The sequence below is a fragment of the Methylobacterium sp. HJ2 genome, assembly GCF_056431005.1.
The window spans coordinates 204,475-226,738 of the sequence record NZ_JBWJYM010000006.1; the positions used below are offsets into that span (position 1 = coordinate 204,475).

A 22,264-nucleotide genomic window follows, 5' to 3' on the forward strand; every position below is an offset into this window, starting at 1 on the left:
CCGGGCTCACCCGCGGGCCCGGCCGTCGCGGCGTCGGGCCGTGGGGTCAGTCGGACACCTTGTCGGTCGTCACGCGGAAATCCACGAGGGTGTTCGGCCCGAAGGTCAGCGTCAGCGGGACGTCGGCCGCGTCGCGCCCGTAGGCGATCAGGATCCGGCCGACGCGCGGGCTGTTGTTGCGCGGGTCGAAGGTGTGCCAGCGGTCGCCGAGATAGACCTGCATCCAGGCCGCGAAGTCGCCGGGCGCGTGCGGCTGCGGCAGGCCGATGTCGCTCACGTAGCCGGTGCAGTAGCGGGCCGGGATGTTGAGGCAGCGGCAGAAGGCGATCGCCAGATGCGCGTAGTCGCGGCAGACGCCGCGCTGCTCCTCGAACGCCTCCAGCGCCGTCCGGGTCGGCCGGGAATGATGGTAGCCGAAGCTGATCCGGTTGTGGACGTAGTCGCAGACCGCCTGGACGCGGGCCCAGCCCGAATCGAGGTTGCCGAAGAGATCCCACGCGGTCTGGGACAGACGGTCCGTCTCGCAGTAGCGGCTCCCCAGGAGATAGAGCAGCGCCTCGGACGGGAGGGTTTCGACGCTCCATTCCTGGGCGTCGGCCGCCACCGGGTCCCAGGGCCCGGCATCCCGCACGATCGTATCGGTGCGCAGGGTGAAGCGTCCCTGCGGCGCGACCATGCGGTTGCACCAGTTGCCGAAGCTGTCCCGGTAGCCCTCGAGGGGAACGGCCGGGACGGTGACGAGATGGTCGGGCCGCTCGAGATCCGACACGCGCGAGGCGTGAACGTTCAGCAGGGCGATCAGGGGGGTGGGCTGCGGAAAGTCGTAGGTCATTTCGCAGCCGACGTGAATGCGCATGGGGTCTTTCTGACGGAGCACGAGAGGGCGCGAAACCGGGGTCGGATCGGCCGGGTGCGGTGGCGATCGGAGTCGTCGGCTTGGTGCGGGCGGGATGGCGGGCGACGCGACCGATCGCGCGTCTCGGCCGGGGATGCGAGTGTCGGACGATTCCGGAGCGGGCATGCATCTCGCATGCCGGACGCCGGCGCGCGAGGGCCGCACGGCGCCGTCATCGGCGCGGCCCCATTCTGGATGGTCCCGATGACCGTGTGATGGCGGGCCCGGAGCCCGGGATGCCCGCCCGCGGGTCCGGGCTTCGCCCGCTCAGAAGGCACGCTCTTGCGCAGGCGCGCCCCTGCGCGGGGGCACGCTCGCGTCCGCCTCCCCCCGCCGCAGCCCCTTCGGAGCCGCCACGGGGCCGGAGGCGGGCGTCCTAATCGAGCTTGTCCAGCGCCTGGGCGATGTCCGCGATCAGGTCCTCGACCGTCTCCAGGCCGATCGAGAGACGCACGGCCTCGGGTCCGACGCAGGCGGCGGCCCGCTCCTCGGGCCGGAGCTGCCGGTGCGTCGTCGAGGCCGGATGGATCGCCAGGGACTTGATCTCGCCGATGTTCACGAGGTGGGAGATCAGGTCCAGCCCGGTGATGAACCGCAGGGCCGCGGGCTCCCCGCCCTTGAGCGCGAAGGTGAAGATCGAGCCGGGCCCCTGGGGCACGTAGCGCTTGGCCAGCGCCTCGCCGGGCTGTCCGGGCAGGCCCGGGTAGCTCACCCAGGCGACCTTCGGATGATCCTTGAGGTAGGCCGCGACGACGCGCGCATTGGCGCAGTGCCGCTCCATGCGCAGCGGCAGGGTCTCGATGCCCGTCAGCGTCAGGAAGGCGTTCATCGGCGACAGGCCGGGGCCGAGATCGCGCAGCCCGAACAGGCGACAGGCCACGCCGAAGGGCATGTCGGGGAAACGCTCGCGCACCACGAGGCCGTCGTAGTCGGACCAGGGCTCGTTGATGAGGTTGTAGCGCCCGGGCCGGTTCCAGTCGAAGCGCCCCGCGTCGCAGATCATGCCCCCGATGGTCTGGCCCGAGCCGCCGAGGAACTTCGAGGTCGAGTGGACCACGATGTCGGCCCCATGCTCGATCGGCCGGATCAGGGCCGGGGACGCCAGCGTGTTGTCGACGACGAGCGGCAGGCCGTGGCGCTCGGCGACCGCGGCGATGCCCGCGAGGTCCATCACGGTCGCGCAGGGATTGACGATGGACTCGCAGACGATCGCCCGTGTCCGCGGCGTGATCGCCGCCTCGAAATCCTCCGGCGCCAGCCCGCGGGCGAATTGCGGCTGCAGGTCGTAGCGCCCGTCGAGGCGGCGCATCAGGCCGAGGGAGCCTCCGAACAGGCGCGGCGAGGCGACGTAGGATTCGCCGCTCTTCATCAGCGTCATCAGGACGAGGAGCACGGCGGACTGGCCCGACGAGACCGCGATCGCCGCCTTCGCGCCCTCGAGCGCCGCGACGCGGCGCTCGAGGGCGGCGACCGTCGGATTGGAGCCGCGCGAGTAGGAGAAGCCGGTGCGCCGCATCGCGAAGATGTCGGCGGCCTGCTCGGTCGAGTCGAAGACGAAGCCGTTGGTGAAGTAGATCGGCTGCACCCGCGCGCCCGTCGCCGGATCCGGGGCGGCGCCCGCGTGGATCGCCTGCGTGGCGAAGCGAGGGGTCCTGTCGTCGGCCATGTCGAAACCTCGTCCCGGCGCCCGCGGTCGCCGGTTCACATCGGATGTTCGGCCACGGCTCTCACTTTGCGTGCCGCGGTGCAAGACCCGGCGGCGGGACGGTGCCCGGCGCCCGGTTCAGGCCGCGCGGCGGATGAAGGCGCGGAGCGTCCTGACCAGCGTGGTCGGCTCGTAGGGCTTCGGGATGAAGCGGGCGCCGTCCGGCATGTCGTGCGGGCCGGGCGTTCCCATGCCGGAGACCACCAGAACCGGGATGGACGGCCAGCGATGGGCCACGAGCCGGGCCAGGGCGAAGCCGTCCATGGAGCCCTGAGGCATATCGACGTCGGTCATCAGGACCTCGACGTCGTGGCGGTTCTCCAGGACCTTGAGGGCCTTGTCGGCGTGCGACGCTTCGAGGACCGTGAAGCCCGCCTCGGCGAGCGTGTCGGAGGCCTCCATCAGCAGGAGACCGTCATCTTCCACGAGGAGAACGACGGGTTGCTCAGGAGGGCTTACGGTCATCAGGCTTCGCGGGCGCTCTCTCGAACCGGAGCCCGGGGGCCTAGTCTCCGGGCTCGGCGGCGTCAAGGCGCGGGTCCGGGCGCGGGGTCTCAGCCGGCGGTGAGCCCGGCGAGCGGCGTCTCCAGGTCGAGCACGACCCCGCCCGCCCGATAGGCGAGCCGGACCTGGCCGCCGAAGCTGTGGGCGAGGCTGCGCTGGATCAGGCGGGAGCCGAAGCCCGTCCGCGTCGGCGGGGCGACGGGCGGCCCGCCGCGCTCGCTCCAGCGCAAGCGGAACGCCGGCCCGCCGGCCGCCTCCGCCACGCTCCAGGCGATCGTCACCCGGCCATCGGGCACCGAGAGGGCGCCGTACTTCGCCGCGTTGGTGCCGAGCTCGTGCAGCACCAGCGCCAGGGTCAGCCCGGCCCGGGCGGCCAGCATCACCTCGGGCCCGCGCACCCGGAAGCGCCCCGGCTCGCCGCCGCCGTGCAGCGCCACCGCGGCCTCGACGAGGCCCGAGAGCGAGGCGCTCGACCACGCGCCCTGGAGCAGCACGTCGTGCGCCTGGGCGAGCGCGAGCAGCCGCGCTCCGAGCGCCTCGCCCGCCGCCTCGAGCGAGACGGCGTTGCGCAGGGTCTGGGCGCTGATCGCCTGGACCATCGCCAGGGTGTTCTTCACCCGGTGCGAGAGCTCCTGCATCAGCAGGCTCTGGCGATCCTCGTTCTGCTTCAGCTCGGTGATGTCGCGCGACACCGCCAGGATGCGCTCGGGCCGGCCGTCGGGCCCGTTGATCGGCGTGACCGCGACATCCCACCACGTCGCGTCCCCGGCCCGCGCGAAGGCCGCCTGGAACCGGCTCGCCCGGCCGGCGCCGGCCGCGGCGACGGCCGCCGAGATCACTTCGGGCTCCAGCCAGAACGTCGGCCAGGGGCGCCCGATCAGCGCGGCGTAGTTGGGCGTGCCGAGGATCGCGGGCGCGTTCTCGCTCGCCGTGATGACGTGCCCGTCCCGGTCGAGCACGGCGATGCAGTCGGGCGACGCCCACAGGATGCGGCGGTTGAGCTCCTCGCTGGCGCGCAGGCAGGCGTTCAGCTCCTCGGCATCGGCGAGGCGGGCCGAGCGCTCGGCGAGGTCTCGGCGGTAGCGCGCGTCGACGGCCTCGGCCTCGGCCCGGACCCGCGCGGCCTCGGCGCGGCTGGCGCAGCGCTCGGAGGCGACCATCCGGCCGAGGCGCTGGCTGCGCACCAGCTCCGCGTCGGTCTGGCGGCTGGCCTGCAGCAGCAGGGATCTCAGGAGCTTGTTCTCGGCCTCGAGGGAGGCGACGCGCCGCCCGACCTCGTCCTCCGGCACCGTGATCGTGTGCGTATGCATCGCCGCCCCAGCAGCGCCACCGTGACGGTCCGCGCGGCCCATCCCGCGCGGGCGCACCGACGCCCGACCCGCCGAGCGCATGACGAAGGGGACTTGGATGTCCGCACCGGGACGCAGCCGGCGGCTTGTGCCGCTTCTGCCGACGTCCCGCCCACGTTCCTGCGACTCGGGAAGTGAGTTCAGGCTACCACATTCGACCCTTGACACAAGGATAGAACCGGACCGGACATTGAATCTTCACGGCCATCGACTTGTGCGGTGCGACACAGGTCTGTCATTTGTTACGCCCGAGCAGGACGAGCCAGCCGACGCCCAGGATGAAAACGATCAGCCCGATCGTGACGAAGACCGGGGTGCCGAGGTCGATCAGCCGCGGCGCGAGCTGGGTGGCGAAGGCCGCCACCACCAGCGCGACGGCGACGCGGGCGGCCGCCCGCTCGATCCCGCGGGTGACCTTGTCGAGGCCCTTCACCTCGATCTCCACGGTGACGCGGCCCTGCTTCAGCCGCACCAGCATCAGGTGGATCAGGGTCGGCAGCTCGGAGGCCGCCCCGTAGAGGCCGACGCCCAGCGCCTCGGCCTTGGTCTTGAGGCCCGAGAGGGAGAACTGGGTCTGCATGCTCGCCCGCACGGTCGGGCCGGCGGCGGCGAACAGGTCGAAATTCGGGTCGAGATGACGCATCACCCCGTCGGCGGTGACGAGGCCCTTGAACAGGATCGCGAGGTCGGTGGGCATCGCGAGGTCGTTCTCGCGGGCCATGGTCATGAAGTCGGTGAGCACCAGCCCGAGGTTGAGCGGGATGGAGGAATGGCTCTCGACGAAGGATTGCGCCGACATCTGGAGCTTGGTCATGTCGGGGTTGCTGGTCCCGGTCCAGTCGAGGAGCACGGCCATCAGCCCGTCGGCGTCCTGCTTCAGCATGGCGCCGATCAGCACGAGGAGCTGGTTGCGCCGGCGCTGCGAGAGCCGGCCGATGATGCCGAAATCGATGAAGCCGATGCGGTTGCCCGCCATCGCCAGCATGTTGCCCGGGTGGGGATCGGCGTGGAACACGCCCTCGATCAGCGCCATGCGCAGGAAGGCGTCGGTGCCCTTCTGGGCGAGCAGCTTCTTGTCGATGCCGGCCGCCGCCAAGCGCGCCTCGTCGTTGGGCGGGATGCCGACGATGAACTCCTGGACCAGCACCCGCTCGGAGCACCATTCCCAGTGGATCTTCGGGAACACGATGTCGTCGCGGCCCTCGAAGATCTGGGCGAGCAGCTCGCAGTTGCGGGCCTCGTTCAGGAGGTCGAGCTCGCCGTTGAGGCCCTCGGCGAGGTGGCGCATCTGCTCGCGCGGCTGGTAGCGGGCCATGTCGGGCCATTCCGCCTCGACGATGCGGGCGCCGTGGGCCATCAGCCGCAGGTCGGCCTCGATGATCTTGCGCAGGCCCGGGCGCAGCACCTTGACGATCACGTCCTCGCCCGAGTGCAGGCGGGCCCGGTAGACCTGGGCGATCGAGGCGGAGGCGATCGGCTGGATGTCGAACTCCGCGAAGATCTCCAGCGGGGAGGCGCCGAGATCCTCCTCGAGCTGGGGCCGGATCACATCCCAGGACACCGGCGAGACCTGGCTGTGCAGCTTCTGCAGCTCGTCCGTCCAAGTCGGCGACAGGAGATCCGGCCGGCTCGCCAGCACCTGCCCGAACTTGATGAAGGTCGGCCCGAGCGCCTCGATGGCGCGGCGCAGGCGCTCGGGCTCGGACAGGCGGGTGACGTCGACCCGGGGCTTGCGGCGCGGCAGCAGCGGCAGGTAGCGCAGGCCCAGCCGGTCCACGACGCGGTTGACGCCGAAGCCGATCAGGATCGTGGCGATCTCCGACAGCCTCTGGCGGTCGCGCGCGGCAACGAAGGCGGTCTTCAGCATGAAGCGGGTCGATCCGTTCGGGCGGGAGGCTTGGGCCCGGACAGCACGAGCATCGGGACTTTTTTAGGGTCGGCCCCGCCGGGCGGCCAGCCGGCAGGGGTGATCGGGCAGGGGGGATCGGGCGGGGGATGGGGCGGCGACCCGCGGCCGAGCAGGCCGGCGCCCGCGGAGCCGCGGCCTATCCGCTACCGCCGCTCGTAGAGCAGACGCGCCCGGATCGTGCCCTCGATCTGGCGGATCTCCTCCAGCAACACCTCCGCGTCGGCGCTGCAGGCGTCGGTCTCCAGCACCACGTAGCCGACCTCGCCGTCGGTCTGGTAGAATTGCGCGGCGATGTTGACGCCGGAGCGCGCGAACACCTCGTTGAGGCGCCCCAGCATGCCCGGCAGGTTGCGCTGGACGTGGATGAAGCGGGTGCCCGTGGGGCGGGCCGGCAGCTGCACCTGCGGGAAGTTCACCGCGCCGATGGTCGAGCCGATATCGGAGTAATCCACCAGCTTGCGCGCCACCTCGGAGCCGATGCGCTCCTGCGCCTCCTCGGTCGAGCCGCCGATATGGGGCGTCAGGATCACGTTCGGGATGCCCTGGAGCGGGGAGACGAAGCGTTCGCTGTTGGAGCCGGGCTCCTTCGGGAAGACGTCGACGGCCGCGCCGCGCAGGTGGCCGTCGCGGAGCGCCGCGGCCAGCGCGTCGAGATCGACCACGGTGCCGCGGGCGTTGTTGATCAGGAACGCGCCGGGCTTCATCTGGGCGATCTCGGCCGCGCCGATCATGTTGGCGGTGGCCTCGGTCTCGGGCACGTGGAGCGAGACCACGTCGCTCTGGCCCAGCAGCGCCGCGAGGCTCTCGACCGGCTCGGTGTTGCCGTGGCGCAGCTTGTCGCTGTGGTCGTAGAAGATCACCCGCATCCCCATCGCCTCGGCGAGCGTGGAGAGCTGCGTGCCGATGTTGCCGTAGCCGACGATGCCGAGCGTCTTGCCGCGCACCTCGACGGAGCCCGCCGCCGACTTGTCCCAGGCGCCCGCATGTGCGCCGACCGAGCGCGGCACGATCTTGCGCAGCAGCATCACGATCTCGCCGATCACCAGCTCGGCCACCGAGCGGGTGTTGGAGAAGGGCGCGTTGAAGACCGGGATGCCGCGGTGGCGCGCGGCCTCGAGATCGACCTGGTTGGTGCCGACCGAGAAGCAGCCCACGGCGAGCAGCCGGTCGGCCGCCGCGAAGGCCGCCTCGTCGAGCTGGGTGCGCGAGCGGATGCCCACGATGTGGGTGCCCTTGAGCGCCTCGTGCAGGGCCTCGCGGTCCAGCGCCTTGGGCAGCCGCACGAGGTTGGTGTAGCCCGCCCCCTGCATCAGCGCGACCGCGCTGTCGTTGATGCCCTCGAGCAGCAGGACCCGGATCCGGTCCTTGGGCAGGGAGAGCTTCTCGGGCAGGGTGTCGCGCGCGGTCGAGGGCGTCATGGCGGGCTTTCCGGTCGGGATCGCGGGCCGTCGTCGCGCCGTCGTGGCACCGTCCTGGCGAAGTCCCGCGTGAGTCGCGGCAGCGATAGGAGCGGCCTGCGTGCAACGCAACACGTGCGCGGCGGGTCTGCCCTGCGCAGGCGCGACAGACCGGCGCCACCGTTTGCCGCGCCGCCGGTGCGGGGGCCCCGGTCCCGTCCCCGGTTCCTGGCGCGGCCCCGCTGCGCCCATCCCGTCCTTGCACCGCCCTCCCGCCCGGGCGTACACGGCGGGACGACGGTTCACGGCCCCAGGAGACAGCGATGAGCGACCGGCAGCCCGGCTTCAACACCCTGGCGATCCACGCCGGCGCGACCCCGGACCCGACCACGGGCGCGCGGGCGACGCCGATCTACCAGACCACGAGCTTCGTCTTCGACGACGTGGACCACGCCGCCTCGCTGTTCGGGCTGCAGGCCTTCGGCAACATCTACACCCGCATCACCAACCCGACGAACGCGGTGCTGGAGGAGCGCATCGCCGCCCTCGAGGGGGGCACGGCGGCGGTGGCGGTGGCCTCGGGCCACGCCGCCGAGTTCCTGACCATGCACGCCCTGATGCAGCCGGGCGACGAGTTCGTGGCCGCCAACAAGCTCTACGGCGGCTCGATCAACCAGTTCAACCATTCCTACAAGAACTTCGGCTGGGAGGTGCGCTGGGCCGACACCGACGACCCGGCCTCGTTCGAGGCCGCGATCACGCCCCGCACCAAGGCGATCTTCTGCGAGTCGATCGCCAATCCGGGCGGCGTCATCACCGACATCGCCGCGCTCTCGGAGATCGCCCGCCGCCACAACATCCCGCTCATCGTCGACAACACGATGGCGACGCCGTACCTGATCCGGCCCTTCGAGCACGGCGCCGACATCGTGGTGCACTCGGCCACCAAGTTCCTCGGCGGACACGGCAACTCGATCGGCGGCCTCATCGTCGACGGCGGCAGCTTCAACTGGGCGGGCGACGCGCGCTACCCGATGCTGAGCCAGCCGCGGCCGGAATATTCCGGCATGGTGCTGTCCGAGACCTTCGGCAATTTCGGCTTCGCCATCGCCGTGCGGGTGCTGGGCCTGCGCGATCTCGGGCCGGCGCTCTCGCCCTTCAACGCCTTCCTGATCCTCAACGGCATCGAGACCCTGCCGCTGCGGATGCAGCGCCATTCGGACAACGCGCTGCGCGTGGCGACCCACCTGGCCGGGCACCCGGCGGTGTCCTGGGTGAGCTATCCGGGCCTCGAGAGCGACCGCTACCACCAGCTCGCCCAGCGTTACACGCCGAAGGGGGCGGGGGCGGTGTTCACCTTCGGCCTGAAGGGCGGCTACGAGGCGGGGGTGCGCCTCGTCTCGAGCCTCGAGCTGTTCTCGCACCTCGCCAATATCGGCGACACCCGCTCGCTGATCATTCACCCGGCCTCGACCACCCACCGCCAGCTCACCGACGCGCAGAAGAGCGCGGCCGGCGCCGGGCCGGAGGTGGTGCGGCTCTCGATCGGGCTCGAGGACCCGGCCGACCTGATCGAGGATCTCGACGCGGCCCTCCAGGGCTGAGCCGGGATCCTCGGGGATTGTTCGCCTGCGCCGCCCCGGGCCTGGGGCTGAGGGGCCGGGCGCGGGGCATGGCATAGGGCAGGGGCGTGGGCGAGATCGCGCCGCGCGCCGTACCCGGAGCGCCGCCCGCCATCGCGGCGGCCCCGGACGGATGTGGATTATGCCGGCTCTACATCCGTAAGTGGTATAGCCAGGCTTCGGTTGCGCACTATCTTGTTCCTCGGCGCGCCTGGACGCGCTCAAGAATCTAGTCCGAGGAAACGCGAGATGCTCAAGATCTTCATTCCGGCGGTGGCGCTCGCCACGGTCGCGGTTACGCCTGCCCTGGCCCTGGAGGTGACGAAGACCGCCACGGTCGCCGCCTCTCCGGACGCGGTGTGGAAGACGATCGGCGGGTTCTGCGGCATCGGCGACTGGCACCCCGTCATCGAGAAGTGCGCGCTGTCGAAGGCCGGCGGCAAGGAAGAGCGCACCCTCTCGCTGAAGGGCGGCGGCACGATCGTCGAGCAGGAGCAGGCCCGCGACGACAAGAAAATGAGCTACACCTACACGATCCTCTCGGGACCGCTGCCGGTGGAGGATTACAAGTCGACGATCATGGTCGAGAAGGACGGCGCCGGCTCCAAGGTGACGTGGACCGGGAGCTTCAAGGCGAAGGGCGCGCCCGACGACAAGGCGAAGGACGCCATCGCGGGCGTCTACGACGCCGGCCTGAAGGGCATCGCCGCCAAGGCGAAGTAAGGGGTCGAGCCGAGGCGAGGGCGCTCGACCCGCCCGCGCCTCGGCGTCGCGATCCGCTCGCGGCTTCGTCCGCGCGATCCCCGCGCGTCGGTCCTACCCCCGCGCGGGCGGTCCCGGGGCGGCGCGCCGCGCGACGCGGCGCGGCCGTCTCAGTTTAGGTAGGTGCGGATCCAGTTCGGGGAGAGGATCTCGCCCTCCTCGGTGATGATCCAGGGCTGCTTGGCCGGGTCGGTCAGCGCCCCGGCGGCAGCGGCGATCGCCTCGCGCAGGGTGCCGAACCGCTCCGGCTGGGCCAGCGGTGAGCTCGCCGGGACCGTGCGCCAGATCGTGAGATCGGCGGGCCGTTCGAGAGCTTCGGTTTCCATGATGCTCTGTTCCTTCCGAACCTGTTTCGTCCGTCCAGGCGCCTGCCCCGCCGGTACGAAAGCCCAGGGCGGGAGCGCCATGCAGATGTCGTCGTCAATGCCAGCATCTTCGGGGCAGCATTGCGATCTTTTTCGCAAACCGACTACCGATGTGGCCACGATACCGACGCAATGCAACAGCCTTGCGGCCGCCATATTCCTGCGCCGATGCCGCAGCTCCACTTGAAGATACCGGCATCTTTCACGTGCGAAGATTGTCCCAGCCAGTGATGACCAATCCGTTATCGTCTTTTCGCCCGAAAAGGCCGTGCGCTGCCGCACGCCCGTTTCCGGCCGGCCTCCCGTGTTGAAGGGTCCTGCCTGAACGACCAGTTAAGGCTTCGACCGGGGTGCGCGCCGCAGCGCGATCCGGCGGCGGTGGTGCGCCATATCCACACCCGAGGGAGTTCCTGAGACCGTGCCGGACCGCTTCGTGCGCATCGCCCTGGCGGCGGCGCTTGTGCTGCTCGGCCTGTTCGTGGCCCAGCCCTACCTGACGGCGCTGCTGTTCTCCGCCGAGACGCCACGGGCCGTGACCGCGCGGGGCGAGCTCGCGCCCGCCGAATCCTCCACGGTCGCCCTGTTCGAGCGGGCGAGCCCCTCGGTGGTGCACGTCTTCGCCCAGGCGGCGGCGCGCAGCCAGGGCCTCCTGAGCCTCGACGAGGAGGACGAGCTGGGCCAGGAAGGCGGGGGCCGGGAGGGCGGGACCCAGACCGGAACCGGCTTCGTCTGGGACGCGGCCGGCCACGTCGTCACCAACAACCACGTCGTGCAGGCGGCCACGCAATCGGGCGGCTCGATCGCCGTGCGGCTCTCCTCCGGCGAGGTGGTGGGCGCGACCCTGGTCGGCACCGCCCCCGCCTACGATCTCGCCGTGCTCCAGCTCGGCCGCGTCGCCCGGATGCCGCCGCCGCTCGCCATCGGCACCTCCGCCGACCTCAAGGTCGGGCAATCGGCCTTCGCCATCGGCAACCCGTTCGGCCTCGACCACACCCTGACCACCGGGGTGATCAGCGCTCTGCAGCGCCGCCTGCCCACCGCCGAGGGTCGCGAGCTCGCAGGCGTGATCCAGACCGACGCGGCGATCAACCCGGGCAATTCCGGCGGCCCGCTGCTCGATTCCGCCGGGCGGCTGATCGGCGTCAACACCGCGATCTTCTCGCCGTCGGGGGCGAGCGCCGGCATCGGCTTCGCGGTGCCGGTCGACGTGGTGAACCGGGTCGTGCCCGATCTCATCCGCAACGGCCGGGTGCGCAATCCCGGCATCGGCATCATCGCCGGCCAGGAGGCGACCGCGGCCCGGCTCGGCATCGACGGCGTCGTGGTGCTGCGGGTGCTGCGCGGCTCGCCCGCGGCCGCGGCGGGGCTGCGCGGCGTCGATCCGCAGAGCGGCAGCCTCGGCGACGTGGTGGTGGGGGTCGGCGACCGGCCGGTCCACCGCCTCGCCGACCTCACCGCCGCGCTGGAGGCCGCGGGCGTCGGGCAGGCCGTGGACTTGACGGTGGCGCGCGGCGGACGCACCCGGACGGTGCGGGTCATCACCGCCGACGTCGCGGAGAACCGCCAGTGACCCCGTTCGTGCCTCTCCTCGCGTCCCTCCTGCTGGCGCTGCCCGCCGCCGCCGCCGAGAGGCCGGCGCGCCCCCAGCTCTGCCCGGAGGACGCGCCCGAGGGCGTGCGCCTGCCGCCGCAGCCGGGCTGCGGCCCGCGCGAGGCGCGGGCGCGGGCGACGGGCGACGGCTTCCGCGATCTCGGCAACGGGGTGCGGCTGAAGCTCGGCGGCCGCGTCGGCGCCGAGTACGGCGCGCGTCCCTGACGGATGGGCCTGCTCCTCGGCCTCGCCGCCTGCCTCGGCCTGTGGTGGCTCTCCCGGAACGGGGGGCGGCTCGACGCGCGCCTCGCCGGCCGGCTCGCGCGGCGCGCCGGGCCCTGGCTGCTGATCGGCCTCGCGGCCCTGATGCTCCTGCGCGGGCAGCTCGGCCTCGCGCTGGTCCTCGGCCTCGGCGGCGTCTGGCTGCTCGAGGGCGCGCAGGGCGTGGGCCGGCGCCTCGGCGCGCAGGGGCGCCGCCTCGCCGCCGGCCACCCGCTCGGCGCGCTCTGGCGCCGGGTCACCGCCGGGCGGGCCGCCGTCCCGGGCCAGGCCCGCTCGCGGCTGATCGAGATCGATCTCGGGCCCGACGGCGCGCCGACGGGCGGGCGGGTCGCGGCCGGGCCCTGGGCCGGCGCGCCGCTGGAGGCGCTGCGGCCCGACGCGCTCCGGGCGCTGGTCGGGCTCTGCGCCGCGCAGGATCCGGAGGGCCTGCGCCTGTTAGAGGCGTATCTGGACCGCCGGCGTCCCGGCTGGCGTGTAGACGCTGAGGCTGATCGAGACCCGGGGCCGGGCCGTCCGCCGAAGCCAGGGGCGATGACGCAGGACGAGGCGTACCAGATCCTGGGGCTTCAGCGCGGGGCGTCCGCTGAGGAGGTCCGCACGGCGCATCGCGGCCTCATGAAGAGCGCCCATCCCGACCAGGGCGGGAGCTCGGAACGGGCGGCCCGCATCAACGCGGCCCGCGACAGGTTGCTGAACCGACATCGCTGAGACTCCACGCGCGATGGCCAGATGGGACGGGTCCCGGCGGGCGAACGGCCAGCCGGCGGCACGCGCCGCGGCGAGGGCCGCGGCGTCGAGGCGGCCCGGTGGGGCCGCGTACGGTGGCGGGTGGGGGCCGGCGCCCCCGGCACCTCAGCTCCGCGTGGCGAAGCAGCTGAAGCCGTTGCGCTTCAGGGCCGAGCAGGCGTCCTGCGCGGAATCCTGCTCGGTGAAGCCCGAGAAGCGGGCGCGGTAGAGCGTGGCGCCGCCGTGCTCGACCTTCACGGTGTAGGGGGCGGCCTTGGACAGGGAGCCGCCGACCTTGGCGCGCGCCTCGGCCAGCATCGACTTGGCCTTGCCCTCGTCGTCCATCGCGCCGAGCTGGATCACCCAGGCGGTCGGCGTCACGCGGGGGCCGTTGGCCAGGGCCTTCGGGGCCTCCGCGCGGGCCGGCGGCGCGTCGATCGAGGCGAGGCGCGCCTCGGACTTGCCGGATTCGGATCTGCCCGCTCCCGGGAAGGGCGCCTGCCCGGCGGAGCCCGCATAGGCCTGGGCGTTGCGGGGCAGGGCGCGCCCGGAGCCGGGGGTCGCCGTCGAGCGGTGCGGCGCGATGTCGAGGGGCTGGCCCGCGTCGGTGGAGTTCGTGGTCTCGACCTCGTCGTCCTCGGCCGAGGCGAGCTGCGTGCGGGTGCGCGAGACCGAATCGGCCACCACCGCCGGGCGGGCGCGCTCGGCCACCTCGACGATCGGCGCCGCCTGCCGGGCGCCCGCATAGGCGCGGGGCAGGCTGGCGCGGACGAGGTCGGCCATGATCCGGTCGCGGCTCGCGCCCGACTTGCCGCCGAGCACGATCGCCACGATCTGGCGGTCGTCGGACTTGGCCGCCGTCATCAGGTTGAAGCCGGAATCGCGGGTGTAGCCGGTCTTGATGCCGTCCACGCCCTCGACGTTGCCGAGCAGGTGGTTGTGGTTGCCGATGACCCGGCCGCGGAAGGCGAAGGAGCGGGTCTGGAAGTAGCGGTAGTAGCGCGGGAAGCGGTCCTGGATCGCGCGGGCCAGCACCGTGAGGTCGCGGGCCGTGGTGATCTGGTCGGCATCGGGCAGGCCCGAGGCGTTGACGTAGGTGGTGCGGCTCATGCCGAGGGCGTGGGCCTTGGCGGTCATCGCCTGGGCGAAGCGCTCCTCGGAGCCCGCGATGTTCTCGCCGATGGCGCAGGCCACGTCGTTGGCCGACTTGGTGACGATCGCCTTGATGGCGTCCTCGACGGTGATCGAGGAGCCGGGGCGCAGGCCGAGCTTCGAGGGGGCCTGCGCGGCGGCGTGCGCCGAGATCGTCAGCTCGGAATCGAGGGCGAAGCGGCCCTTCTCCATCTGCTCGAAGAGCATGTAGAGGGTCATCACCTTGGTGATCGAGGCGGGGTGGCGCAGCGCGTCCTCGTTCACCGCGTGCAGGGTGCGGCCGGTCTTCACGTCGACCACCATCGCGGCGTAGGGCGGGTTGTAGCCGCCGCCGGCGCGGACGTGGTGGTGGCTCCGGCGGCGCGCCTCGGCGGGGGAGGCCAGCGCCGAGAGCACGGCCGCGGCCGCGAGAGTCGCGGCCAGGGCGGGGACCGTCCGGGAGCGGCTGGTTACGCTACGCATCGCAGGTGATCGCCCTCGACAGACCGGCAACGGCCGGTTTGCATCGCACCATTCAGGGGGCCGTCGCCAAGTGCCGCGTGGCCCCGCTGCATCTCCGAAAGATTAGGCAGCCGCGGTTACGCCGCGGTTAATGGAACGCGGCGCTTTCGCGGCACCGGCCCCGCCGTGCCTTGACCCGGATGATGCGCCGCACAACACTGGCCCCGCTCCGGGCGGCGCTCCCGCGCCGCCGGGCGCCCGGCCAGGAGGCATCCGCGGTGCAGACGATTTCCCCCTTCGCGTCCCTGTTCCCGACCCCGGCCTCGGGCCCGATCGGAAATCCCCTGAGCCGCGCTTCCGCGGCGACGCGGACCGCCCAGGCGATCGGCATCGAGTGGTACGACGTGCTGCGCCAGGGCCGAGAGGCCGCCCTCGAGGCCGCTCGCGGGCTCGCGACGGCCCGGAGCCCCGGAGCGGCGCTGGCGATCCAGGCGGACTACCTGCGCGGGGCCGGGACGCGCTGGGCGAGCCAGGCGCCGGCCCTCGGCGATCTCTACGGGCAGATGCTGCGCGACCTCATGGGCCTCGCCCCCGCGGGCGGGCGCGTCAAGGCGCCCTGATCCCGCCCGATCCCGGGCCCCGCCCCCGGACAGTTTCGCGCAGGCGACTGGCGAAGTCGCCTATCGATCTGTAGATTGTGGAGGCGCGAGGACATCCGTGGCCCCGCGCACCTCGACAGGGCGGATATCCGCAACCGCACAGGGTTCGGTTCGACAGAGATGATTCAGGTCCCGATGCGGGGCACCGCTCGCGCGCCCGCCGGCGTTCCGGCTGCCTCGACACGCTTCTCGGCGACGGCCGCCGGCCCGGGCGGATCCGGGGGAGACGACCGCTCGAACACGGCGATCATCACCCGCACCCGGACGCGCACCAAGCGGCCGAGCCTCTACCGCGTCCTGCTCCTCAACGACGACTACACGCCGATGGAGTTCGTGGTGCTGGTGGTCGAGCGATTCTTCAATAAGACGCACGACGACGCCTACCAGATCATGATGCACGTGCATCAGAACGGCGTCGGGGAGTGCGGGGTGTTCACCTACGAGGTCGCCGAGACCAAGGTGACGCAGGTCATGGACTTTGCGCGCAAACACCAACATCCTCTCCAGTGCGTTATGGAAAAGAAATAGGCACCCCACTCAGAGGCCAGCTTTGCCCAGCTTCTCACGCAGCCTAGAACAAGCCCTCCACCGCGCCCTGGCGCTGGCCGGAGAGCGCCGCCACGAATATGCGACGCTGGAGCACCTGCTGCTCGCGCTGGTCGACGACCAGGACGCGGCGGCCGTCATGCGGGCCTGCAACGTCGAGATCGACACGCTCAAGCGCAGCCTCGTCGAGTACGTCGACACCGAACTCGCCAACCTGAAGGGCGACGGGCGCCAGGACGCCAAGCCCACGGCGGGCTTCCAGCGCGTGATCCAGCGCGCGGTGATCCACGTGCAATCGTCCGGCCGCGAGGAGGTGACGGGGGCCAACGTGCTGGTGGCGATCTTCGCCGAGCGCGAGAGCCACGCCGCCTACTTCCTGCAGGAGCAGGACATGACCCGCTACGACGCGGTCAACTACATCAGCCACGGCATCGCCAAGCGCCCCGGCGCCTCGGAGGCCAAGCCCGTGCGCGGGGCCGAGGAGGAGGGCGCCTCCGAGCGTCCGAGCGACGACGGCGACGGCCGCACCAAGAAGAAGGGCGACGCCCTCGACGCCTATTGCGTCAACCTCAACAAGAAGGCCCGCGACGGCAAGATCGACCCGCTGATCGGCCGCGAGGCCGAGGTGCAGCGCACGATCCAGGTGCTGTGCCGCCGGCAGAAGAACAATCCACTGCTCGTCGGTGACCCCGGCGTCGGCAAGACCGCGATCGCCGAAGGGCTCGCCCGCAAGATCATCCAGCATGAGGTGCCGGAGGTTCTGGCCGAGGCGACCGTGTTTTCCCTCGACATGGGCACGCTGCTCGCCGGCACGCGCTACCGCGGCGACTTCGAGGAGCGCCTCAAGCAGGTGATGAAGGAGATCGAGGCGCATCCCAACGCCATCATGTTCATCGACGAGATCCACACGGTGATCGGCGCCGGCGCGACCTCGGGCGGTGCGATGGACGCCTCGAACCTCCTCAAGCCGGCCCTGGCCTCCGGCTCGCTCCGCTGCATCGGCTCGACCACCTACAAGGAGTACCGCCAGTACTTCGAGAAGGACCGCGCCCTGGTGCGGCGATTCCAGAAGATCGATGTCAACGAGCCCTCGATCCCCGATACCATCGAGATCGTGAAGGGCCTGCGCCCGTATTTCGAGGAGTTCCACAAACTCAAGTTCACCACCGAGGCCGTGAAGGCTGCGGTCGAGCTGTCGGCGCGCTACATCAACGACCGCAAGCTGCCCGACAAGGCGATCGACGTGATCGACGAGACGGGCGCCTCGCAGATGCTTGTGCCCGAGGCGCGGCGCAAGCGCGTCATCGGGATCAAAGAGATCGAGGCCACCATCGCCACGATGGCCCGCATCCCGCCCAAGACCGTGTCGAAGGACGACGCGGTGGTGCTCCAGCACCTGACCGAGAACCTCAAGCGCGTGGTCTACGGCCAGCCCAACGCCATCGAGGCGCTGACCTCGGCGATCAAGCTCGCCCGCGCGGGCCTGCGCGACCCCGACAAGCCGATCGGCTCCTACCTGTTCGCGGGCCCGACCGGCGTCGGCAAGACCGAGGCGGCCAAGCAGCTCGCCGCCTCCCTCGGCGTCGAGATGCTGCGCTTCGACATGTCGGAATACATGGAGCGGCACACGGTCTCGCGCCTCATCGGTGCGCCTCCGGGCTATGTCGGCTTCGACCAGGGCGGCCTGCTCACCGACGGCATCGACCAGCACCCGCACTGCGTGCTCCTCCTCGACGAGATCGAGAAGGCGCATCCGGATCTGTTCAACATCCTCCTGCAGGTGATGGACCACGGCAAGCTAACCGACCACAACGGCAAGCAGGTCGATTTCCGCAACGTCATCATCATCATGACGACGAATGCGGGCGCCTCGGATCTCGCCAAGTCCGCCTACGGCTTCACCCAGGCCAAGCGCTCGGGCGACGACGTGGAGGCGATCAACCGGCTGTTCGCGCCGGAATTCCGCAACCGCCTCGACGCGATCATCTCGTTCGGCCACCTGCCGAAGGAGGTCGTCGCCAAGGTCGTCGACAAGTTCGTGCTCCAGCTCGAGGCGCAGCTCGCCGACCGCAACGTCACGATCGAGCTCTCGGACGAGGCTCGCGACTGGCTGGTCGAGCACGGCTACGACGATGCTATGGGCGCCCGCCCGATGGCACGGCTGATCCAGTCGACCATCAAGACCCCGCTCGCCGACGAGGTGCTGTTCGGGCGCCTCAAGGAAGGCGGCGCCGTGAAGGTCGTGGTCAGGAAGCCGGAGGATGCGGAGGCCAAGGCCGGCGTGAAGGACAGCCTCGGCTTCGAGTTCCCGGCGGGCCCGGTGACTCCGAAGCCCGAGAAGGACGTCACCAACGCGGCGCGCAAGAAGCGCGCGAAGCCGCGCACCGCCAGCCGGAAGAAGCCCCCGAAGGACGACAAGGGCGGCGGCGGCTCGGGCGGGCGCGGCGTGCGCACCGTGCCGAAGGTTCCGCTGGTCCGCGCCTGACCGGCCGGCACGGGGTTCCGCCCGGATCGTTGCGAGGGTATGAGCGCGGCGGCGCCACGGCGCCGCCGCGAGGGAAGGGGGCTCCATGACCGACGACCTGCAGGAGGGCCCCCTCGCGCCGACCGCCTACGCTCCGCCGCCGCAGAAGCTCACGGCGCGCGAGCAGCGCCGCCGCAGACGCCTGCGCCGTCGGCGGGGCGAGGAGTTGCTGGCCTGGGTGTTGGTGCCCCTGATCTGCGTCGGGATCTACTGGAGCGTAACGGCGGGCCTCGAATTCCTCGGCACGTCGCCCGGTCAGGTCTGGGACCAGCTGATGCAGGTCAAGGCGATGATGGAGAAGCGCAGCGGCACGTGAGGCGGGCGCCGGAAGTGAGGGGAACGCCCCTCACCCGCGCCGCAGCGCGTGGACCGAGAACAGGGCGCCCGGATCGGTCCAGACGGAGAGCGCCGACCAGCCGGCCTCGGCGGCCAGCGCCTGGAAGCCCGGCACCGTGTACTTGTAGCTGTTCTCGGTGTGGATCGACTCGCCCGCCGCGAAGTCGAAATGGCGTCCGTCGACGGAGACGGTCTGCGCGCGCAGGCTGACGAGGTGCATCTCGATCCGCGAGGCCGTGCGGTTGAACAGGGCGCGATGGGCGAAGGCCGCGACGTCGATATCGGCGCCGAGTTCGCGGTTGATGCGGGTCAGCACGTTGCGGTTGAAGGCGGCGGTGACGCCGGCGGCGTCGTCGTAGGCCGCCTCCAGCACGCCCGCATCCTTCACGAGATCGACGCCGACGACCAGCACCGCGTCCTCGCCCAGGATCGCGCCGAACTGCCGGAGCAGGCGCGCGGCCTCGGGCGGCTCGAAATTGCCGATGGTCGAGCCGGGGAAGAACCCGGCGCGCGCCGCGGCGCCGAGTTCGGTCGGAAGCGAGAACGGCCGGGTGAAGTCGGCCGCCACCGCGGCGACCCGGAGCGCCGGGAAATCGGCGCGCAGGCCCTCGGCCTGGTCGGCCAGGAACTCGCCCGAGACGTCGACGGGCACGTAGGCGGCGAGGTCGGGCAGGTGGCGCAGCAGGCGGCGTACCTTCACGGTCGAGCCGCTGCCGAACTCCACCAGCGCGGCGCCCCGGGGCAGGGCGGCGGCGATCTCGGCGCCGCTGGCGTCGAGGATGCCGAGCTCGGTCCGGGTCGGGTAGTATTCCGGCAGGACGGTGATCGCCTCGAACAGGTCGGAGCCGGCGGCGTCGTAGAAGTACTTCGCCGGCAGCGACTTGCGCCCCCGCGAGAACCCCGCGACGACGTCGTCCAGGAAGGCGGCGGGTTCCGGGGCCTGGGCGACGGGCGTCGCGTTCGCGAAGACGGGCTTGACGGTCACGGGCAGGGTACTCCGAACGGGGTGCGGCTCACGCGTTACTCTTGGCCAGGCGCAGGCCGGTGAACTGCCAGCGCTGATGGGGATAGAAGAAGTTGCGGTAGGGCAGGCGGGCGTGGCCGTCCGGCGTCGCCACGGAGGAGCCGCGCAGCACGTACTGGCTCGCCATGAACTTGCCGTTGTACTCGCCGAGCGCCCCCGGCAGCGGCCGGTAGCCCGGATAGGCGGCGTAGGCGCTGCGGGTCCATTGCCAGACGAGGCCGAAGGCGTCGTCGAGGCCGTGATCGCGGGCGGCGACCTCCCACTCGGCCTCGGTCGGCAGGTCGCGCCCGGCCCAGCGGGCATAGGCGTCAGCCTCGTAGTAGCTGATATGGGTGACGGGCAGGTCCGGCTCGATCGAGCGGCGCCCGCCGAGCGTCATCGTGCTCCAGCCGCCGTCCTCCTCCCGCCGCCAGTAGCCCGGCGCCTCCCAGCCCTCGGTCTGCGCGGCGATGAAGCCGTCCGAGAGCCAGAGATCGGCGCGGGCGTAGCCGCCGTCGCGCATGAAGGCGAGCCATTGCCCGTTGGTGACGAGCGCCCGCTCGACCGTGCAGGGCAGGATCAGGCTCTCGTGGCGGGGATGCTCGTTGTCGAAGGAGAAGCCCTCGCCCGCATGCCCGATCTCGACGATGCCGCGGGGCAGGTCCACGCTGCCGCCGCGGGCCGTCGGCCGGGGAAAGCGCCACGCCGCGTCGTAGACCGCGCCGAGCGGGTTCTGCGCGAAGGCGTGCAGGATGTCGGTGAGCAGGAGCTCCTGGTGCTGCTGCTCGTGGTAGAGCCCGATCTCCAGGATCGGCAGAACGGCCTCGAGCGCGGCCGGGGCGGCCTGGCCGAGCAGGGCCTCGACGGCCGCGTCGACGTGGCGGCGGTAGGCGGCGACCGCCTCGGCATCCGGCCGGGTGATCAGGCCGCGGGCGATGCGCGGCTGCCGCGGGCCGGCGGCGACGTAGTAGGAATTGAAGAGGTAGTGCCAGCGCTCGTCGTGGATGGCGTAGCCGGGTAGGTGCTCGCGCAGCAGGAACTGCTCGAAGAACCACGTCGTGTGCGCCCGGTGCCATTTCGTCGGGCTCGCGTCCGCCATCGACTGGATCTGTTGGTCCTCGGGCGAGAGCGGCGCGGCGCGGCGCTCGGTCTCGGCACGGACGTGGCGGTAGGCGGCGATCCAGGCCGCCCGGTCGACCGGACGGGCGCCGACGGGCGGCGGCGGGAAGGCCGGGCGAGCGGCGTCTCTCGAGATGTCTCTCGGCGCGGATTCGCGGGTCGCGGCTGTCGCTGCCATACGATCCTCCTCTCTTCACGGCCGTCCGGACAACGATCCTGCTGCGCGGATAGCGGTCGCGGGGAGATATGGCCTGCGGCCGGGCGGACAACGGCAGCGCGGCAATTCTGTCGCGCCGTCCCGCCGCCGCCGACGGGCGGCGCGGGCCGCCGGCGTGCGATCCGGCACCGCGCGGACGATCCGGAGCCTTTTTCCGGCCTCAGTGAGATGGCCTTAACCCTGCCGTCCGAGAGTACCGGTCCGAGCGACCGGTTCACGCGCGAGAGGGCCTGGCGGACCAATGCGGATCGATCTCATGGCCGGTGCGAGCCTGTCCGTCAGCGCGCTGCGGGCGCCGACCGAGCCCACGATCCTCGTCTTCGATTCCGGGCTCGGCGGCCTGACCGTGCTGGAGCAGGTGCGGCGCGCGCGGCCCGACGCCCGCTACGTCTACGCCGCCGACGACGCCGCCTTCCCGTACGGGCGGCTCGGTGAGGCGACGCTGGTCGCCCGCGTGCTCGCGGTGATGGGCCAGCTCATCGCCGCGCACCGCCCGGATCTCGTGGTGATCGCCTGCAACACCGCCTCGACCCTGGTGCTGCCGGCCCTGCGCCAGCGCTTCCCCACCCCCTTCGTCGGCGTGGTGCCGCCGATCAAGCCCGCCGCCGAGGCGAGCCGCTCGCGCCAGATCGCGCTGCTCGCCACGCCCGGCACCGTGGCCCGCTCCTATACCCGCGACCTCATCGCGACCTACGCCGAGACCTGCCGCGTGGCCCTCGTCGGCTCGCCGAACCTCGCGGGCTTCGCCGAGGCCGAGCTCGCCGGCGACCCGGTGCCGGATGCGAGCCTCGCCGCCGAGATCGCGCCCTGCTTCGTCACGAGCGACGACGGCCGGCGCACCGACGTGGTCTGCCTCGCCTGCACGCATTACCCGCTGCTGCTGCCCCGCTTCGAGCGCCTCGCGCCCTGGTCCGTGGCGTGGATCGACCCGGCGCCCGCCATCGCCCGCCGCGTCACCCAGCTGATCGGGCCGGCCCCGCGCGGGCGGGACGGCCATCCGGCGCCGGTTCTGGCGGCCTTCACCGGCGGCGCCCCCGCCGGGGCGGCCCTGCGCGCCTCGCTCGCCGCCCGCGGCGTCTCGGATTTCAGCGTCGAGGCGATCCCGCTGGTCCTGCAATAGGGTCGGCCGGCCCCGGCTTGCATTCGGGCCTTGCGCTCGGG

General features: G+C 71.8%; 20 protein-coding genes. 10 read left to right on the forward strand and 10 right to left on the reverse strand.

What is annotated here, in order from left to right:
- Positions 1 to 46: 46 nt before the first annotated feature.
- The 6 genes from ACS5RC_RS16410 to serA form a co-directional block, all read right to left on the reverse strand.
- Positions 47 to 856, reverse strand: coding sequence for a transglutaminase-like domain-containing protein (locus tag ACS5RC_RS16410; RefSeq protein WP_478344952.1), 810 nt, complete (start codon positions 854 to 856; stop codon positions 47 to 49).
- Between the two features lie 415 nt (positions 857 to 1,271).
- Entirely contained in the window at positions 1,272 to 2,561 is a 1,290-nt protein-coding gene (locus tag ACS5RC_RS16415; RefSeq protein WP_478344953.1) for an O-acetylhomoserine aminocarboxypropyltransferase/cysteine synthase family protein, read from the reverse strand.
- Between the two features lie 117 nt (positions 2,562 to 2,678).
- Entirely contained in the window at positions 2,679 to 3,065 is a 387-nt protein-coding gene (locus ACS5RC_RS16420) for a response regulator (RefSeq protein ID WP_478344954.1), read from the reverse strand.
- An 89-nt stretch (positions 3,066 to 3,154) separates the two neighbouring features.
- Positions 3,155 to 4,414: a sensor histidine kinase gene (locus tag ACS5RC_RS16425; protein ID WP_478344955.1), complete on the reverse strand. Its 1,260-nt coding sequence runs from the start codon at positions 4,412 to 4,414 to the stop codon at positions 3,155 to 3,157.
- Positions 4,415 to 4,688: 274 nt separating this feature from the next.
- Positions 4,689 to 6,320: an ABC1 kinase family protein gene (locus tag ACS5RC_RS16430; RefSeq protein WP_478344956.1), complete on the reverse strand. Its 1,632-nt coding sequence runs from the start codon at positions 6,318 to 6,320 to the stop codon at positions 4,689 to 4,691.
- A 185-nt stretch (positions 6,321 to 6,505) separates the two neighbouring features.
- A complete protein-coding gene (gene serA / locus ACS5RC_RS16435) occupies positions 6,506 to 7,780 on the reverse strand; it encodes a phosphoglycerate dehydrogenase (protein WP_478344957.1) in 1,275 nt (424 codons plus the stop codon).
- A gap of 302 nt (positions 7,781 to 8,082) precedes the next feature.
- On the opposite strand from serA, the gene ACS5RC_RS16440 reads away from it, so the two are divergent.
- Both ACS5RC_RS16440 and ACS5RC_RS16445 read left to right on the forward strand, forming a co-directional pair.
- Positions 8,083 to 9,363: an O-acetylhomoserine aminocarboxypropyltransferase gene (locus ACS5RC_RS16440; protein ID WP_478344958.1), complete on the forward strand. Its 1,281-nt coding sequence runs from the start codon at positions 8,083 to 8,085 to the stop codon at positions 9,361 to 9,363.
- A gap of 267 nt (positions 9,364 to 9,630) precedes the next feature.
- Entirely contained in the window at positions 9,631 to 10,104 is a 474-nt protein-coding gene (locus tag ACS5RC_RS16445) for an SRPBCC family protein (protein ID WP_478344959.1), read from the forward strand.
- A 149-nt stretch (positions 10,105 to 10,253) separates the two neighbouring features.
- Here ACS5RC_RS16445 and ACS5RC_RS16450 read toward each other — a convergent pair whose 3' ends face one another.
- Complete coding sequence (locus ACS5RC_RS16450; protein ID WP_478344960.1) at positions 10,254 to 10,469, reverse strand: hypothetical protein; 216 nt, start codon at positions 10,467 to 10,469, stop codon at positions 10,254 to 10,256.
- 457 nt (positions 10,470 to 10,926) lie between these two features.
- Here ACS5RC_RS16450 and ACS5RC_RS16455 point away from each other — a divergent pair, with 457 nt between their 5' ends.
- The 3 genes from ACS5RC_RS16455 to ACS5RC_RS16465 are packed head-to-tail and all read left to right on the forward strand — an operon-like array spanning position 10,927 to position 13,088.
- Positions 10,927 to 12,078 (forward strand): S1C family serine protease, encoded by a 1,152-nt coding sequence (locus tag ACS5RC_RS16455; protein WP_478344961.1) that lies wholly within the window; start codon positions 10,927 to 10,929, stop codon positions 12,076 to 12,078.
- Positions 12,075 to 12,323, forward strand: coding sequence for a hypothetical protein (locus ACS5RC_RS16460; RefSeq protein WP_478344962.1), 249 nt, complete (start codon positions 12,075 to 12,077; stop codon positions 12,321 to 12,323). Before ACS5RC_RS16455 ends, ACS5RC_RS16460 begins: the two co-directional genes overlap by 4 nt.
- 3 nt (positions 12,324 to 12,326) lie before the next feature.
- A complete protein-coding gene (locus ACS5RC_RS16465; RefSeq protein WP_478344963.1) occupies positions 12,327 to 13,088 on the forward strand; it encodes a DnaJ domain-containing protein in 762 nt (253 codons plus the stop codon).
- Positions 13,089 to 13,232: 144 nt separating this feature from the next.
- Here the strand turns inward: ACS5RC_RS16465 and ACS5RC_RS16470 are convergent, their stop codons facing one another.
- The gene (locus tag ACS5RC_RS16470; RefSeq protein ID WP_478344964.1) at positions 13,233 to 14,720 is read right to left on the reverse strand and encodes a serine hydrolase; all 1,488 of its coding nucleotides are present in this window, start codon (positions 14,718 to 14,720) and stop codon (positions 13,233 to 13,235) included.
- A 257-nt stretch (positions 14,721 to 14,977) separates the two neighbouring features.
- Between ACS5RC_RS16470 and ACS5RC_RS16475 the strand changes: the two genes are divergently transcribed.
- From ACS5RC_RS16475 to ACS5RC_RS16490, 4 genes are all read left to right on the forward strand, one after another.
- On the forward strand, positions 14,978 to 15,319 hold the full coding sequence (locus ACS5RC_RS16475; protein ID WP_478344965.1) for a phasin family protein: 342 nt from the start codon (positions 14,978 to 14,980) through the stop codon (positions 15,317 to 15,319).
- Positions 15,320 to 15,478: 159 nt separating this feature from the next.
- Positions 15,479 to 15,886 (forward strand): ATP-dependent Clp protease adapter ClpS, encoded by a 408-nt coding sequence (gene clpS / locus ACS5RC_RS16480; protein ID WP_478344966.1) that lies wholly within the window; start codon positions 15,479 to 15,481, stop codon positions 15,884 to 15,886.
- A 22-nt stretch (positions 15,887 to 15,908) separates the two neighbouring features.
- Entirely contained in the window at positions 15,909 to 18,389 is a 2,481-nt protein-coding gene (clpA, locus tag ACS5RC_RS16485) for an ATP-dependent Clp protease ATP-binding subunit ClpA (protein WP_478344967.1), read from the forward strand.
- A gap of 85 nt (positions 18,390 to 18,474) precedes the next feature.
- Positions 18,475 to 18,744: a hypothetical protein gene (locus ACS5RC_RS16490; protein WP_478344968.1), complete on the forward strand. Its 270-nt coding sequence runs from the start codon at positions 18,475 to 18,477 to the stop codon at positions 18,742 to 18,744.
- Positions 18,745 to 18,774: 30 nt separating this feature from the next.
- Here the strand turns inward: ACS5RC_RS16490 and egtD are convergent, their stop codons facing one another.
- Positions 18,775 to 19,749, reverse strand: a complete 975-nt coding sequence (gene egtD, locus ACS5RC_RS16495; RefSeq protein WP_478344969.1) for an L-histidine N(alpha)-methyltransferase — start codon at positions 19,747 to 19,749, stop codon at positions 18,775 to 18,777.
- Between the two features lie 28 nt (positions 19,750 to 19,777).
- Positions 19,778 to 21,064: an ergothioneine biosynthesis protein EgtB gene (gene egtB / locus ACS5RC_RS16500; protein WP_478344970.1), complete on the reverse strand. Its 1,287-nt coding sequence runs from the start codon at positions 21,062 to 21,064 to the stop codon at positions 19,778 to 19,780.
- A 280-nt stretch (positions 21,065 to 21,344) separates the two neighbouring features.
- Between egtB and murI the strand changes: the two genes are divergently transcribed.
- The gene (murI, locus tag ACS5RC_RS16505; RefSeq protein WP_478344971.1) at positions 21,345 to 22,223 is read left to right on the forward strand and encodes a glutamate racemase; all 879 of its coding nucleotides are present in this window, start codon (positions 21,345 to 21,347) and stop codon (positions 22,221 to 22,223) included.
- Positions 22,224 to 22,264 lie beyond the last annotated feature (41 nt).